This is a genomic window from Blastococcus sp. SYSU D00868, from assembly GCF_054050575.1.
In genome coordinates this window covers 92,736-106,467 of the sequence record NZ_JBJGZO010000013.1, presented here as the reverse complement: position 1 = coordinate 106,467, position 13,732 = coordinate 92,736, and the positions used below count along the sequence as shown (strand labels likewise).

Sequence of the window (13,732 nt, the reverse complement as noted above, 5' to 3'; positions counted from 1 at the left end):
CCGCCGCGCCCCCCCGCGCCCCCCCCCCCCGCCCCCCCCCCCCCCGCCCCCCCCCCCCCCCCCCCCCCCCCCCCCCCCCCCCCCCCACGCCGGGGTCAGGACCGGCCCCACCCCGGCGGGAGCGGCGGGATGATCACCTCGCGGGTCATGTCGGCGGGGTCAGGCTGGGCCTTCGACGGCTGCGGCGGCGGCTGCTGCGGCTGCGGCTGCGGCCGGCCGGCGGGCTCCTGCGGCGGCCGGCCCGCCTGCGGGACCGGGGGCAGCGGCGTCGGGCCGCTGGTGACCGCGCCCCACGACAGGGACGGCGGCGGGGTGGGCTCGGGGCCACCGGTCGACCACTGCGCCTGCGGCTGACCGGGCGGTGGGGACCCCTCCGCCCCGTGCTGCGCGGGCGCGGCGTACTGCGGCGGCGCGGCGTGCTGCAGGGGTGCGGCGTACTGCTGGGTCGCGGAGCCGGGCCGGGCGGCGGGCTGGTCCGCCGGGCGCTGCGGGTCCGGTGCGTGTTGCGGCGCCGACGCCGCCCCGCTCGCCCGCACCCGGCGGACGGCGTAGAGGGCGAGCAGCGCGACCCCGACGAGGGCGAGGGCGCGGCCGAGCCAGATCATCCCGCTGGAGGCGTTGTCCTCCTGGCCGAGCAGGGCGAGCAGGCCGTGCCAGACCGTCTCCAGCCCCCGCCCGCGGCCGCTGGAGGACTCCGTGTCGTAGTCCCAGGCGGCGACCGTCGCCCCGGCGACCAGGGCGAGCACGCCCAGGACCCCGATCAGCTTGGTCAGGCTCTTCGGGTTCACCGGGGCCTCCTGTCGGGCGCGCGGACGTCGGCGCGCACAACGTAGCCGCGGCGGTTCCCTCGCGGTCCGGACGGCGACGTGGGCCCGGTGCCCTCGCCCCGGGTGCACCGCCCGGCTCAGCCCATCGTCTTCTGACCGTCGATGGACTCCCGGAGGATGTCGGCGTGGCCGGCGTGCTGCGCGGTCTCGGCGATGACGTGCAGGAACACCCGCCGGGCCGACCACCGGGCGTCGCGCTCGAACCAGGGGGCCTCGGGCAGCGCATGGTCGGCGTCCAGGTCGGGCAGGGTGGCGATGACGTCGTCGGTGTGCCGGGCGATCGCCTCGTAGTCGGCCAGCACGCTCGCCAGCGTCTCCCCGGGCTCCAGGTGCCAGTGCCGGGTCGAGGCATCGGGGCCCCAGTTGCGGCGCATCGCCTCGGCCCCGCCCTCGGCGAACCGGACCCATCCCGCCTCCTGGGCCGCCACGTGCTTGACCAGCCCGGCCAGGTTGAGCGCGCTGGCGGTCGGCCGCCGCAGCGCCTGCTCGTCGGTCAGGTCGCGGACGGTGAACCGCAGGAAGGACCGGTGTCGGCGCAGCGACTCGATCAGGTCGGCCCGCTCGCGGGTGAGGGTGGTCGAAGCGGCCATGGGAGCGCCTCCGTCGTCCTCCGGTGGGGTCCGTGCCGACGCTAGGGCCATGGGGCGCCGGATGTAACGGATCGGCATCCGCCGATGACCACGGTGCGGGAGAACCGTCATACCCGTGACCCGGCGTGCAGGGCACAGACACAGTCCCGGAGGTCGTCATGACTTCGACCCTTCCCAGCCTCGACCAGCTCGACCACGAGATCGCGGTGGCCTACATCGCGCTCGGCGTCGCTCGCAGCTCGTGGAACCGGTGCCCCAGCGGGGAGAACGCCCTCGCGGTCGACGAGGCCGAGGGCTGCGTGAACCGTCTGCTCGACGAGCGGTTTGCGGCGCAGCAGTGATCGCGCGTGGGGGAGAGGCGCCGGCGTAGCGGCCGCCGGCAGCGGCGTCGGCGGCCGCTGTGGAGTGACCGCGGCAGCCGGGTGGGTGTCACCTGTTCCGGTGGTCGTCGCGGTCCGTGAGCGTGAGCTGTCCACAGGTCCGCCCAGCTCACCCCCGCGGGGCAGGCCTGCGTGCCTACAGTCCCGGCGTTCCGAGAACGGGGAGTGCCGACGGGGGTGGGCGTGCCGACTGCGACCAGCGCGCTGGAGGTCGTCGACGGCGAGGTGCGCGAGCTCATCCGCCGGCGCGGGCTGGACCCGCTGGTCGACCCGGTGCCGGTGCGCACGCTGGTGCGCGACGTGGTCGCCGACTACTCCGAGCGGTCGCTGACCTCGGCGCTGCCGCCGATCGGCGACGCGGAGTCCGTCGTCCGCGACGTGCTGGACCGGGTGGCCGGCTTCGGCCCGCTGCAGCGCTACCTCGACGACCCGGAGGTCGAGGAGATCTGGGTCAACGAGCCGGGCCGGGTGTTCGTCGCCCGCCGCGGCCGCAGCGAGCTGACCACGACGATCCTCGGCGCCGGCGAGCTGGCCGACCTGGTCGAGCGGATGCTGCGCACCTCGGGGCGCCGGCTGGACATGTCGACCCCGTTCGTCGACGCGATGCTGCCCGACGGCTCGCGGCTGCACGTCGTCATCCCGGACATCACCCGCCGACACATGGCGGTGAACATCCGCAAGTTCGTGCTGCAGGCGCACTCGCTCGACGAGCTGGTGGCGCTGGGCACCCTCACCGCGCACGCCGCGCGGTTCCTGGAGGCCGCGGTCGCCGCCGGGCTCAACGTGCTCGTCTCCGGCGGCACCCAGGCCGGGAAGACGACGCTGCTGAACTGCCTGTGCGCGGCCATCCCGGCCCGGGAGCGGGTGATCACCTGCGAGGAGGTCTTCGAGCTCCGGGTGCCGCTGCCCGACGTCGTCTCCATGCAGACCCGGCAGCCCAACCTGGAGGGCGCGGGGGAGATCCCGCTGCGCCGGCTGGTCAAGGAGGCGCTGCGGATGCGGCCCTCGCGGATCGTCGTCGGCGAGGTCCGGCAGGAGGAGTGCCTCGACCTGCTGATCGCGCTCAACTCCGGCCTGCCCGGCATGTGCACGCTGCACGCCAACGGGGCCCGCGAGGCCGTGACGAAGATGTGCACCCTCCCGCTGCTGGCGGGCGAGAACATCAGCTCCGGCTTCGTGGTGCCGACCGTGGCCGCCAGCGTGGACCTGGTGGTGCACGTCGGCACGGACGCCGACGGCCGGCGGCGGGTGCGGGAGGTCGTCGCGCTGCCCGGCCGCACCGAGGACGGCGTCGTCGAGCTGGCCGACGTCTTCACGTCCCGGGACGGCCGGCTGGTGCGGGCCGGCGGCCACCCGCCGCACGCCGAGCGCTTCGCCGCCGCCGGGTTCGACCTCGCCGCCCTGCTCGACGACTCCGGGCGGCGGGAGCGGTGACCGGCGCGCTCCTGGGACTGCTGCTCGGCGTGGGTCTGCTGCTGATCTGGCGCAGCGGCCCGCGGGCGCCGCAGCGCCGGACCGGCCCCCGGCCCGCGGGCCGCCGCCGACAGCAGCTCGCCGCGGCCGGGCTGACCGGCATCAACCCCGCGCAGCTGGCCGCCCTGCAGGTCGGGCTGGGGCTGGCGGCGCTCGTGCTCGTCCTGCTGACCACCGGCACGGTCACGGTGAGCCTGGCCTTCGGGGTCTTCGGCGCCGCGCTGCCCGCGGTGCAGGTCCGCCGGCTGGCCCAGCGCCGCCGGGCCGACCTGCGCGAGGTCTGGCCGGAGGTCGTGGACAACCTCGCCTCCGCCGTGCGCGCCGGGCTGTCGCTGCCCGAGGCGCTGGCGGCGCTGGCGGTCCGCGGCCCCGAGGTGGTGCGCCCGCCGTTCGCCCGGTTCGCCGCCGAGTACCGCGGCAGCGGCCGGTTCGGCGAGGGCCTGGACCGCCTCAAGGACGACCTCGCCGACCCCGTCGGCGACCGGATCGTGGAGACTCTGCGGGTCGCGCGCGAGGTGGGCGGCAGCGACCTCGGGCGGGTCCTGCGCACGCTGGCCACCTTCCTGCGCGAGGACGCCCGCGCCCGGGCGGAGCTGGAGACCCGGCAGGGCTGGGTGGTCCAGGCCGCGCGGCTGGCGGTCGCCGCGCCGTGGGTGGTGCTGCTGCTCCTGGCCACCCAGTCCACGACGCTGTCGGCCTACGACTCGGCGGCCGGCACGGCGCTGCTCGTCGGCGGCGGCGTGGTCTGCCTGGTCGCCTACCGGCTGATGCTGCGGATCGGGCGCCTGCCGCAGGACGTGCGGGTGCTGCAGTGAGCGGCCCGCTCGTCGGCATGCTTCTCGGGCTGGCCGCGGCCGGCGGCGTGCTGCTCGTCGTCACGTACGCGCCGCCGTTCCGCTCCGTGCGGCTGGTCGACCGGCTGGCGCCGTACCTGCACGACACGCCGCCGCCGTCCCGGCTGCTCGGGACGGCGACCGAGCCGGGCCTGCTCGGCGCCGCCCGCCGGCTGTTCGGCCCGGCGGTCACCGACGGCGCCCGCGTCGTCGACCGGGTGCTCGGCGGGCGGGCCGCCGTCCGCCGCCGGCTGGACGCCCTGGGCTCGGACGGCACGGTCGAGGACTTCCGCGTCGAGCAGGTCGTCTGGGGCGGGCTCGGCCTGCTCGCGGCGGCGGCTGTCGGCGGCCTGGGCACGCTGGCCGCCGGCGGGGTCGACGTGCTGTCGGTCGTGCTGCTCTGCGTGGCCGGCCTGGTCGGCGGCCTGCTGGGCCGCGACTGGTGGCTGACCCGGCAGGTGCACCGCCGCGAGGAGCTGCTGCTGGCCGAGTTCCCGGTCGTCGCCGAGCTGCTGGCGCTGGCGGTCACGGCGGGGGAGGGGCCGGCGGCGGCGATCGACCGCGTCACCCGCTTGTCGGGCGGCGAGCTGGCGCGCGAGCTCGGTGGCGCCCTCGGCCGGGCCCGCGCCGGCGTCCCGCTGACGGAGGCGCTGCAGCAGCTCGCCGACCGCACGTCGCTGGACCCGCTGGCCCGGTTCGTCGACGGCCTCCTCGTCGCGATCGAGCGCGGCACCCCGCTGGCCGAGGTGCTGCGCGCCCAGGCCGCCGACGTCCGGGAGGCGGGCAAGCGCCGGCTGCTCGAGGCCGGCGGGCGCAAGGAGATCGCGATGATGGTCCCGGTCGTGTTCCTCGTGCTGCCGGTGACGGTCCTCTTCGCCCTCTTCCCCGGCCTGATCAGCATCGTCTCGCTGGCCTCGTGAGCGCCGCGACCGACCGAGAGGACCGCGCATGCGCCTCGTGACCCTGTTGCTCGCCGCGTGGGCGGCCCTCGCCGCCCGCGTCCGTGGCGACGATCCCGAGCGGGGCGACGTCCCCGGCTGGGTGATGATCACCGTGATGACGGCGGCGCTCGTGCTGGCCATCCTCGTGCCGTTCCGGGACGCGATCGTGACCGCGGTGCAGAACGCGCTGGACTCCGTCACGAGCGGTGGCTGAGCCGCCGGTCCGGGAGGACGACGAGCGCGGCGGCGCCGTCGTCGAGTTCGTGCTCGTCTCGGTGCTGGTCGTCGTGCTGCTGCTGGCGGTGCTGCAGGTCGCGGTCTACGTGCACGTGCGCAACGTCGTGACCGCCGGCGCCCAGGAGGGCGCGCGGTACGCGGCGAATGCCGACGTCGTGGTGGCCGACGGCGGCGGGCGGACGGCGGAGATCGTCGCGGCGGCGACGTCGGAGCGGACGGCCGCCGGGCTGTCCTGCACCGCCGCCGAGGAGGTCGACCCCACCGGCCTAACCCTCGTGGTCGTGCGCTGCACGGGCGCGGTGCCCACGCTGCTGGCCGGGCTGGGCGACCTGCTGCCGCTGGACGTCACCGGGCGCGCCGTCCGGGAGGGCGCGTGAGGTGGGTCCGCGCCCGGCTGGGCGACGGCGAGCGGGGGGCGGCGCTGGTCGAGTTCGTCTTCATCGCGATCGTCGTGTTCGTGCCGCTGGTCTACCTGGTGGCCGGGTTCTCCTCGGTGCAGCGCGGGGTGTTCGCCGCGACGGCGGCGGCGCGGGAGGCCGGCCGGGCGCTGGGCACGGCGCCGGACGTCGTCACCGGCCTGGCACGGGCGGAGCGGGCCGTCGAGCTCGCCGTGCAGGACCAGGCGGTGGAGACCACCGACGTCCGGCTGGCCTACGCGCCCGCCGGCTCGGGCTGCGACGCGGCCGGCAGCTACACGCCGACGCTGGCCCCGGGCGAGGAGTTCAGCGTGTGCGTGACGGTGACCGTGCGGATCCCGCTGCTGCCGGAGTTCATCGACGCCAACACGGCCACCGGCCAGTTCGTCGTCGAGCGCGACCGCTACGTCGACGGCTGACCCGGCCGAGCGTGTGCGCTCACGCCGCGGGATCGGCCGCGGAACGCCGCGTGGGCGCACACGCTCGAGGCAGCGGTCAGCTGTCGGCGGCGGGGTCCTCGAACTCGACGGTCACCTCGTCGACGCCCAGGGACTGCGCCAGCGCGGTGAGCATGTCCCGGGTGCCGTCCTCGGCGCGCTCGAGCAGGTCGCTGTCGTCGGCCGCCGACTCCAGCCGGTCCTCGGCCAGCGAGAACAGGGCGCTCTCGTCGGTCGGGTCGTCGCCGAGGGCGTCCCCGACCCGGTCGACCAGGCCGCGGTCGCGGTCGAGCACCCGGCTCTCGTCCGGGTCGATCCGGGCCTCGCCCAGCTCCGGCGCGGGCAGCGTGATCGTCGCCGCCGTCCCGTCCTCCGACAGCTCCACCGACTCCGGGCCCAGGCCGGCGAAGTCCACGTAGGCGTCCACCGTCCCGGTGGCCAGGAACTGCACCCGCTCGCCGCTGATCACCGAGGGCACCCACGGGGTGTCGGACTCGACGTCCACGACGACCTGGAAGGTGCCGGTCGCCGCGTGGTACTCGTCGAGGTCGGCGAGCTGCACCAGCAGCGGGGTCGTGCTGCGGTCCACGGTCTCCTGGGCGAACGGGTTGCCCCAGTCGGCGAGCTCGCCGACGGCGAGGACGCCCAGGCCCACGATGCCGACCGCTGCGCCGGCCTTGACCAGCCCGCGGCGGCTGCGGCGGCGCCGGCGGAGCGGCGCGGCGGTGGTGTCGTTCTCCCGGTGCTCGAGCAGGACGGCCATGCGCAAGGACTCCTCGCGTCGCGGGGGGGATCCCCCGGGCCTCGGCCTCGCGGGAGTGCCCCGTACAGCGCGGTGCGCGCGGACCTCATTCCGCCGCTACGAGAAATCTTCGGGGTGTCAGGGCACGTAGACGCCCGCGACCTCGACGACCTGGCCGCCGGAGACGGTCAGCCGCACGTAGGCGTGCTCGCCGGGGGCGTCGGACACGGCGTCGGTGCCGGCCAGCGCCGCCACCGAGGGGACGGCGACGTGCTCGGCGGTCCACGGGTCGACGTAGGACGCCGCGGCGCCGGGCCGCACGGGCAGCGCGCTGACCTCGTCGTCGACGTCGCGGGCGTAGTAGGCGCTGCACTGCTCCCAGCCGTTGTCGTGCACGCCGTCGGCGGCGCAGGCCGCCGACGCCTCGGCGCCCTCGAACCACTCGACGAGGTCGACGTAGACGCGGTCGGCGGTGACGGCGCGCAGCACGCCGACGTGCTCGCCGTCGGCGAGGTCGGCGTCCACCACCGGGCGGCTGGTCAGCACGCCCAGCCGGTCGGCCAGCACGAACGCCGAGCCGGTCCAGGTGTAGGTGACGCTGGCCCAGTGGCCGGGGCAGCAGGTCGGGTCGGCGCCGGCGGCGGCCGGGCCGGCCAGGGTGAGGGTGCGGTCGCCGGGGGAGACCTTCGCGCCCTGGAAGGCGATGCCCTCGCCGAGCACGCCCAGCGCCGCCGGCTCGCCGCGCGAGACGTCGAAGACGACCAGGCCCTGGCCGGGCTCGGAGGCGGCGCTCGGGCAGGCCACCAGGGCCAGCACGTCGGCGGTGCCGTCGCCGGTGACGTCGGCGGTGGAGGTGGGGACGGCGGCGTCGTCCCAGCCCGCGGCCGGCAGGCCGTCGGCCACCCACTCCGCGCGGGTGGCGCAGCCGGCCGCGGCGTAGGAGAGCGCCTTCCAGTCCGGCGAGACGTCGGGGGCGGCGTGCCCGGGGGCCTCGGTCGCCGTGCCGCCCGTCGCGCAGCCGGCGAGCGCGGCGCCGCCGGCCAGCAGGAGCGCGGGGAGACGCGAGGCGCGGCGGCTGGGCATCGGGCTGCTCCGGGAGTCGGGCGGGCACGTGCCCGCACTCCCTGGATCGGCCTGCGACGGGCGGGGCTTGAGTGGTGGATGTGACGGATGTGACGACCGGTCGTCGTCAGGACTGCACGAGCCGGGGCGGCTGACGCGACACGCAGACGATCCCGTCCGACACGCCGGGGTGCGGGCATGGCCCGCGAGGGGAGCCGGTAAGGCCCGGCGGCATGACGACGGTTCCCGAGAACTGGCGGGTCGCCCTCGACGGCCTGCCGCTGGAGTCCCGGCTCAAGGCGCTGCTCTCCTACGAGCTGGCCTCCGACCGCGTGGCCGGCGAACCGGTCGAGGTCGCCTCGGCGACGCTGCGGGCGGTCGCGGCGGCCGAGGGCCTCGACGACCACCAGCCGTGGATCGACGCCGCGGCCCGCCGGATCAGCGCGGGCGTGCGGAGCTGGTGAGCGCGGCGGGGCGGCCGGCCCGCCACCGCCGCGGCAGCACCGGCCGCAGCACCTCCACGACCGCCCAGGTCAGCACCGTGGTCGCCCCCGTCGCCAGGACGACGCCGCCCATCTCCCCGGTCGCGCCGGCGGCCACCTGCACGGTCGTGTAGGCCACCGCGCCCACGAGGTTCGACGCCACCAGCGCCGCCCGCCAGCCCAGCCCCGGCCGCAGCAGCCGCCAGACGACGAGGTCGGCGACCTGCGCCGCCGCGAACGCCGCCGGCCCGGCCAGCGAGGCCCCCGCCCCCTGCTCGGCCAGCACCACCGTGCCGACGGCGACCACGCCCAGCACCCACAGCAGCCCGCCCGCCCGGTCGACGCCGTCGCGCACGCCCAGCGCCAGCCCGAGCAGCACCTCGCTGGCGAGGGCGGTGAGCCCGAAGCCGACCGCGATGCCGGCCGGGTGGTCGGCATCGGCCCGGTCCATGGTGGCGACCAGCGCGAGGAAGACCGCGGTCAGCAGGACGGCGAGCAGCGGCCGCCGCCGGGCGGCCGCCGGCGGGGGCGCGTACCCGGCGGGTGCCGCCCCGGACGGCGGGGCGTACGGGCCCGGCGCGGGGGCGGGGGGACCGGAGCGGGGCGGGCCGTACCGTCCCGCGGCCGGCTGCGGCGGGCCGTACCGCGCCGGGGCCGGCTGCGGCGGGCCGTACCGCGCCGCGGGCTGCTGCGGCGGGCCGAACCGGGCGGGGCCGGCCGGCACGGGCGCGGGACCCGGGACCGGCGCCGGAGCGGGACGCAGCAGCGGCGTGGGGGAGCGCGGCGGCGGGGCCGGGACGGCCGGCGGCGGGGCCGGGACGGCCGGCGGCGGGGCCGGGACGGCCGGCGGCGGGGCCGGGACGGCCGGTGGGGCGCCGTGCGCGGCGGGGGAGCCCGCGGCCCGCCGCGCCTCGGCGGCGAGCTGCCCGGCGGTCGGCGTGCGCCGGGCCGGGTCCCGGGCCAGCGCCCGCCGCAGCGCGGCATCCAGCGCCGGCGGCACGTCGGACCGCCGCGCCCACAGCGGCGGCGGCTCGGTGTGCAGGTGCGCGTGGTAGGCGGCGGGCAGGCCGGTGCTGGGGAAGGCCCGCATGCCGGTGAGGCACTCGTAGAGCACGCAGGCCAGCGCGTAGACGTCCACCCGCGGGTCGACGTCGCGGCCGGTGACGAACCGCTCGGGGGCCATGTACTCGTAGGAGCCGATCGCCGTCCCGGTCTGGGTGATCCCCGCGCCGTCCCGGGCCGACCGGGCGATGCCGAAGTCGACCAGGTAGACGAACGGCTCGGCCGGCGGGCCGGTCAGCAGCACGTTGGAGGGCTTGACGTCGCGGTGCACCAGCCCGTCGGCGTGCGCGGCGTCCAGCGCCTCGGCGACCTGCCCCACCACCGACAGCGCGATCGGCACGGGCAGCGGGCCCCAGCGGGCCAGCCGGCTGGCCAGGTCCTCGCCCTCGACCAGCCGCATGTCCAGGAACAGCCGGCCGTCGATCTCGCCGTAGCGGTGGATCGGCACCACGTGCGGGCCGCGCAGCCGGGCGGTCAGCCGCGCCTCGCGCTGGAAGCGGGCCCGGTAGCCCTCGTCGGCGGCCAGGTGCGGCGCGAGCAGCTTGAGCGCGACGACCCGCTCGTGCTCGGTGTCCCAGGCCCGGTGCACCTCGCCCATGCCGCCGCGTCCCAGCGGTCCGAGGAGCCGGTAGGGACCGAAGGTTCCGCCCTGCACCTCGCCCCCCGGTTCCGCCGACCTGGCCCGAGGGTCCCACAGCCGCCTGTCAGCGGGGCAGCGCGCCGACCTCCCGGGCCGGCGCCGCGCCGCGCGCCAGGGGGGTCGGCGGGGCCGCGGGCGAGGGGGTCGTGGTCGTTGCGGCGGAACGGGGAGCCGGCGGCCACCCGGCACGATGGGGACGTGCTGCGCCGGCTGCTCCGGACGGCGCTGGCGCTCGCGCTCGTGTGTGCTGTCCTCGTGGGTCTGCTGTGGGCGTTCCAGCGCCGGCTCGTCTACCTGCCCGACGACGGCCCGGTGCCCGCGGCCGCCGACGTCGTCCCGGGCGCCCGCGACGTCGAGCTGACCACCGCGGACGGGCTGCGGCTGGGCGCCTGGTTCGTGCCCGGCGCCGTCCCCGACGCCCCCGCGGTCCTGGTCGCCGCGGGCAACGGCGGGAACCGGGAGCACCGCGCGCCACTGGCCCGGGCCCTGGCGGCGCGGGGGCTGGCCGTCCTGCTGTTCGACTACCGCGGCTACGGCGGCAACGCCGGCAGCCCCAGCGAGGAGGGGCTGGCGCTCGACGTCCGGGCGGCGCGGGCCTGGCTGGTCGCAGAGGCCGGCGTGCCGCAGGAGCGACTGGTCTACCTGGGCGAGAGCCTCGGCTGCGCCGTCGTCGCCGAGCTCGCGCTCGAGCACCCGCCCGCGGGCCTGGTGCTGCGCTCGCCATTCGTCGACCTCGCGGCCGTCGGCAGCGAGCACTACCCGTTCCTGCCGGTGCGGCTGCTGCTGCGCGACCGCTTCCCGGTCGCCGAGCGGGTCGCCCGCATCGCGGTGCCGACCACCGTGGTGCTCGGCACCGCGGACACGATCGTGCCGCCGGCGCAGAGCCGCGCCGTCGCCGCGGCCGCCGGCCGGCTGCACGCCCTGGTCGAGGTCCCCGGCGCCGGCCACAACGACCTCGTGCTGCTCGACGGCGCGGAGCTCGTCGGGGCCGTCGCCGAGCTCGCGCCCGGCTGACCGCTCCTGGCGACCGGCCGGGATGACCAGCCGCCCGGACGGCCGCCCGGCCGGCCCGAGCGGGGTCGCTCGGTGACGGGAACCGGCACCGAGCGACCCCGACGGGCCGGTCAGCCGCCGCGCTTCACCTCCGCCTCGACGATGCCGCGCAGCGCGATCGTCAGGGCGGCGTTGCCGCCGTCGCCGGACTCGAGCGCCTGCCGGGCGTCCGCGGACAGCAGGCCGGGGTCCACGTCGTCGAGCCAGGTCACGTCGCCGCCGGTGCGCCGGCCGACCTGCAGGGCGGACTCCCCCCGGCGCAGCACGTACTCCTCGCCGTCGAGCTGGATGGTCATGTCGTCGGTCATGGGCGCCTCCCTACCCCGGACCGGTCGCCGGACATGCCCGCCACGATGGGCCCATGGACGACGAGTGCTGCGAGGTCGTGGTCACCGCCGCGGACGCCGACTGGCTGGCCGGCCTCACCCGGGACCTGGTGGAGCGACGGCTGGCCGCCTGCGGGCACCAGCTGGCCGCGATCCGGTCGGTGTACCGGTGGGAGGGGGCGGTGCACGACGAGCCGGAGGCCCGCGTCGCGCTGCACACCCGGCGCGCGCTGGTGCCCGAGGTCGTGGCGCAGGTGACCGCCGTCCACCCCTACGACGTGCCCTGCGTCATCGCCCTGCCGCTGGTCGGCGGCAACCCCGCGTACCTGGCCTGGGTCCGGGCGGAGACGGTCGCGCCCACCCCTGCGGGGGAGGCCGGCTGAAGAGCGGACGGTTCCGTGCCGAAAACCGGGGGGTGCCGGGATCCAGCGGAGGGTCCCGCCCGGTGTGCCAGGGGGTGCCCGTGTTCCCGTCCGACCTGCTCGGAGCCACGGCTGACGTCTGCGCTCCCCACCGGCTGCCCGCCGTGGCGGCCGTCCTCGGTGCCGTCCCGGTCCCGACGGTGCTGCTGGACCCGGACGGCATCGTCCTGTGCGCCAACGAGGCATGGGCGGCCGCGGTCGCGCAGCTCGACGACCCCGGGCGGGCGGCGGGGGTGGGGGCCGACTACTTCGCGATGTCGGCGGACCTCACCGAGGTCCCCGGCGCCCGTGCGGTGGTCGACCGCCTCCGGGCACTGGCCAGGGGAGAGGGGACGACGGTCCGGCACGAGTACGAGCTCCGCTGCGCGCAGGGCAGCCGCTGGTACCAGTTGGAGGCCACCCGGGTCGACGCCCGCGGACACCTCGTGGTCACCCACTCCGACGTGACCGGCGCGGTGCTCGCACGGCGGGAGACCGACTGGGTGAGCCGCCACGACCTGCTCACCGCGCTGCCCAACCGGTCCGGGATGCACGAGCTGGTCGACGCGGCGCTGCGGGCACCCGGCCGCGGGCCGGTCTCGCTGCTGCTGCTGGACGTCGACGGCTTCACCGACGTCAACGACTCCCTGGGCCACCAGGCCGGCGACGAGCTGCTGCGCCAGGTGGCAGCCCGCCTCTCCCGGTGCGGCCGGGCGACCGACCGCGTCGGTCGGCTCGGCGGCGACGAGTTCCTGCTCCTGTCCCCGGACTGCCCCCCGGACGGCGCGGCCCTGCTGGCCGACCGCTGCCGGTCGGCGCTGGCCGAGCCGTTCGCGGTCGCCGGGCGCACGGTGCGGCTGGGCGCCAGCGTCGGCATCGCCACCGCGCCGGCCGGCGCGGCCGCGGCCGGGGCGACCTGCCTCGTCCGCGACGCCGACCTGGCGCTGGCCGCCGCCAAGGCCGGGGGCCGCAACAGCGTCCACGTCTTCGCGCCGGAGCTGCGGGCGGCCGCGCAGCGGAAGGTGGCCCTGGCCGAGGAGCTGCGCGACGCCATCGACGGCGGCCGGCTGACGCTGCACTACCAGCCGGTCGTCCACCTGCCCAGCGGCGAGGTCTCCGGCGTCGAGGCCCTCGTCCGCTGGCACCACCCCGAGCGCGGGCTGCTCGGCCCGGGGGAGTTCCTCCCGGTGGCCGAGGCCCACGACCTGCTCACCCCGCTGACCCGGTGGGTGCTGCGCACCGTCGCCGCGCAGGGCGTCGCCTGGGCCGCGGCGGGCGTCCCGCTGCTGGTGGGCGCGAACGTCAGCGCCGGGCACTGCGCCTCCGGTGAGCTGGTGGACGACGTGCAGCGGGCGCTGGACGAGACCGGGTTGCCGCCGTCCCGGCTGGTGGTCGAGCTGACCGAGACCTCGGTCGCCGCGGACCCGGCGTCGGCGGCCGCCCAGTTCGCCGAGCTGTGCCGCCGCGGCGTCGAGGTGGCCATCGACGACTTCGGCAGCGGCTTCTCCTCGCTCGGGCAGCTGGTGACGATCCCGGCCGGCCTGCTGAAGATCGACCGCTCGCTGGTGGCCTTCCCCGCGCAGCGGCCGGCGCAGTCCACCGCCGCGATCGCGGCCGTCGTCGCGCTGGCCCGCGCCTGCGGGATGCGGGCGCTGGCCGAGGGCGTGGAGACCGCCGAGCAGCTCGCCCTCGTCACCGAGCTGGGCTGCACCTTCGCGCAGGGCTTCCACATCGCGCGACCGATGCCGGCCGCCGAGGTGCTGCCCTGGGTCGCCGCCCGCCGGGGTGCGGCGGTGCCGGCCGGCCGCTGACCCCGGACGCCGGCCGACC

17 protein-coding genes are annotated in these 13,732 nt (G+C 77.5%); 11 read left to right on the top strand and 6 right to left on the bottom strand.

Annotation, left to right across the window (positions count from 1 at the left end; translation table 11 throughout):
- Positions 1–95: 95 nt before the first annotated feature.
- Entirely contained in the window at positions 96–788 is a 693-nt protein-coding gene (locus ACI79F_RS13405; protein WP_456547682.1) for a hypothetical protein, read from the bottom strand.
- A 116-nt stretch (positions 789–904) separates the two neighbouring features.
- Positions 905–1,417, bottom strand: a complete 513-nt coding sequence (locus ACI79F_RS13400) for a DinB family protein (protein ID WP_456547681.1) — start codon at positions 1,415–1,417, stop codon at positions 905–907.
- Between the two features lie 158 nt (positions 1,418–1,575).
- Between ACI79F_RS13400 and ACI79F_RS13395 the strand changes: the two genes are divergently transcribed.
- The 7 genes from ACI79F_RS13395 to ACI79F_RS13365 all read left to right on the top strand — a co-directional run bounded on the left by ACI79F_RS13395 (position 1,576) and on the right by ACI79F_RS13365 (position 6,116).
- A complete protein-coding gene (locus ACI79F_RS13395; protein ID WP_456547680.1) occupies positions 1,576–1,758 on the top strand; it encodes a hypothetical protein in 183 nt (60 codons plus the stop codon).
- 222 nt (positions 1,759–1,980) lie between these two features.
- Positions 1,981–3,231 (top strand): CpaF family protein, encoded by a 1,251-nt coding sequence (locus ACI79F_RS13390; RefSeq protein ID WP_456547679.1) that lies wholly within the window; start codon positions 1,981–1,983, stop codon positions 3,229–3,231.
- Positions 3,228–4,085 (top strand): type II secretion system F family protein, encoded by an 858-nt coding sequence (locus ACI79F_RS13385; protein ID WP_456547678.1) that lies wholly within the window; start codon positions 3,228–3,230, stop codon positions 4,083–4,085. The genes ACI79F_RS13390 and ACI79F_RS13385 overlap by 4 nt, the downstream gene beginning before the upstream one ends.
- The gene (locus ACI79F_RS13380; protein ID WP_456547677.1) at positions 4,082–5,023 is read left to right on the top strand and encodes a type II secretion system F family protein; all 942 of its coding nucleotides are present in this window, start codon (positions 4,082–4,084) and stop codon (positions 5,021–5,023) included. Before ACI79F_RS13385 ends, ACI79F_RS13380 begins: the two co-directional genes overlap by 4 nt.
- A 28-nt stretch (positions 5,024–5,051) precedes the next feature.
- Complete coding sequence (locus ACI79F_RS13375; RefSeq protein WP_456547676.1) at positions 5,052–5,258, top strand: hypothetical protein; 207 nt, start codon at positions 5,052–5,054, stop codon at positions 5,256–5,258.
- A complete protein-coding gene (locus ACI79F_RS13370) occupies positions 5,251–5,658 on the top strand; it encodes a TadE/TadG family type IV pilus assembly protein (RefSeq protein WP_456547675.1) in 408 nt (135 codons plus the stop codon). Before ACI79F_RS13375 ends, ACI79F_RS13370 begins: the two co-directional genes overlap by 8 nt.
- Positions 5,655–6,116 (top strand): hypothetical protein, encoded by a 462-nt coding sequence (locus ACI79F_RS13365; protein WP_456547674.1) that lies wholly within the window; start codon positions 5,655–5,657, stop codon positions 6,114–6,116. Before ACI79F_RS13370 ends, ACI79F_RS13365 begins: the two co-directional genes overlap by 4 nt.
- 76 nt (positions 6,117–6,192) lie before the next feature.
- On the opposite strand, the gene ACI79F_RS13360 is transcribed toward ACI79F_RS13365, so the two are convergent.
- Together ACI79F_RS13360 and ACI79F_RS13355 are read right to left on the bottom strand one after the other, a co-directional pair.
- On the bottom strand, positions 6,193–6,897 hold the full coding sequence (locus ACI79F_RS13360) for a DUF4230 domain-containing protein (RefSeq protein ID WP_456547673.1): 705 nt from the start codon (positions 6,895–6,897) through the stop codon (positions 6,193–6,195).
- A 117-nt stretch (positions 6,898–7,014) separates the two neighbouring features.
- Positions 7,015–7,959, bottom strand: a complete 945-nt coding sequence (locus ACI79F_RS13355) for a hypothetical protein (protein WP_456547672.1) — start codon at positions 7,957–7,959, stop codon at positions 7,015–7,017.
- 212 nt (positions 7,960–8,171) lie between these two features.
- Here ACI79F_RS13355 and ACI79F_RS13350 point away from each other — a divergent pair, with 212 nt between their 5' ends.
- A complete protein-coding gene (locus tag ACI79F_RS13350) occupies positions 8,172–8,402 on the top strand; it encodes a hypothetical protein (protein ID WP_456547671.1) in 231 nt (76 codons plus the stop codon).
- Here the strand turns inward: ACI79F_RS13350 and ACI79F_RS13345 are convergent.
- A complete protein-coding gene (locus ACI79F_RS13345; protein WP_456547670.1) occupies positions 8,377–10,137 on the bottom strand; it encodes a protein kinase domain-containing protein in 1,761 nt (586 codons plus the stop codon). The two genes, ACI79F_RS13350 and ACI79F_RS13345, sit on opposite strands and share 26 nt — an antisense overlap.
- A 183-nt stretch (positions 10,138–10,320) precedes the next feature.
- Between ACI79F_RS13345 and ACI79F_RS13340 the strand changes: the two genes are divergently transcribed.
- The gene (locus ACI79F_RS13340; RefSeq protein WP_456547669.1) at positions 10,321–11,136 is read left to right on the top strand and encodes an alpha/beta hydrolase; all 816 of its coding nucleotides are present in this window, start codon (positions 10,321–10,323) and stop codon (positions 11,134–11,136) included.
- Between the two features lie 110 nt (positions 11,137–11,246).
- Here the strand turns inward: ACI79F_RS13340 and ACI79F_RS13335 are convergent, their stop codons facing one another.
- Positions 11,247–11,483: a hypothetical protein gene (locus ACI79F_RS13335; protein WP_456546725.1), complete on the bottom strand. Its 237-nt coding sequence runs from the start codon at positions 11,481–11,483 to the stop codon at positions 11,247–11,249.
- Between the two features lie 53 nt (positions 11,484–11,536).
- On the opposite strand from ACI79F_RS13335, the gene cutA reads away from it, so the two are divergent.
- Positions 11,537–11,884 carry a divalent-cation tolerance protein CutA gene (cutA, locus tag ACI79F_RS13330; RefSeq protein WP_456546726.1) on the top strand — a complete coding sequence of 116 codons (348 nt, stop codon included), beginning with the start codon at positions 11,537–11,539 and terminating at the stop codon, positions 11,882–11,884.
- A gap of 80 nt (positions 11,885–11,964) precedes the next feature.
- Entirely contained in the window at positions 11,965–13,713 is a 1,749-nt protein-coding gene (locus ACI79F_RS13325) for a putative bifunctional diguanylate cyclase/phosphodiesterase (RefSeq protein WP_456546727.1), read from the top strand.
- The last annotated feature ends 19 nt before the right edge of the window (positions 13,714–13,732 follow it).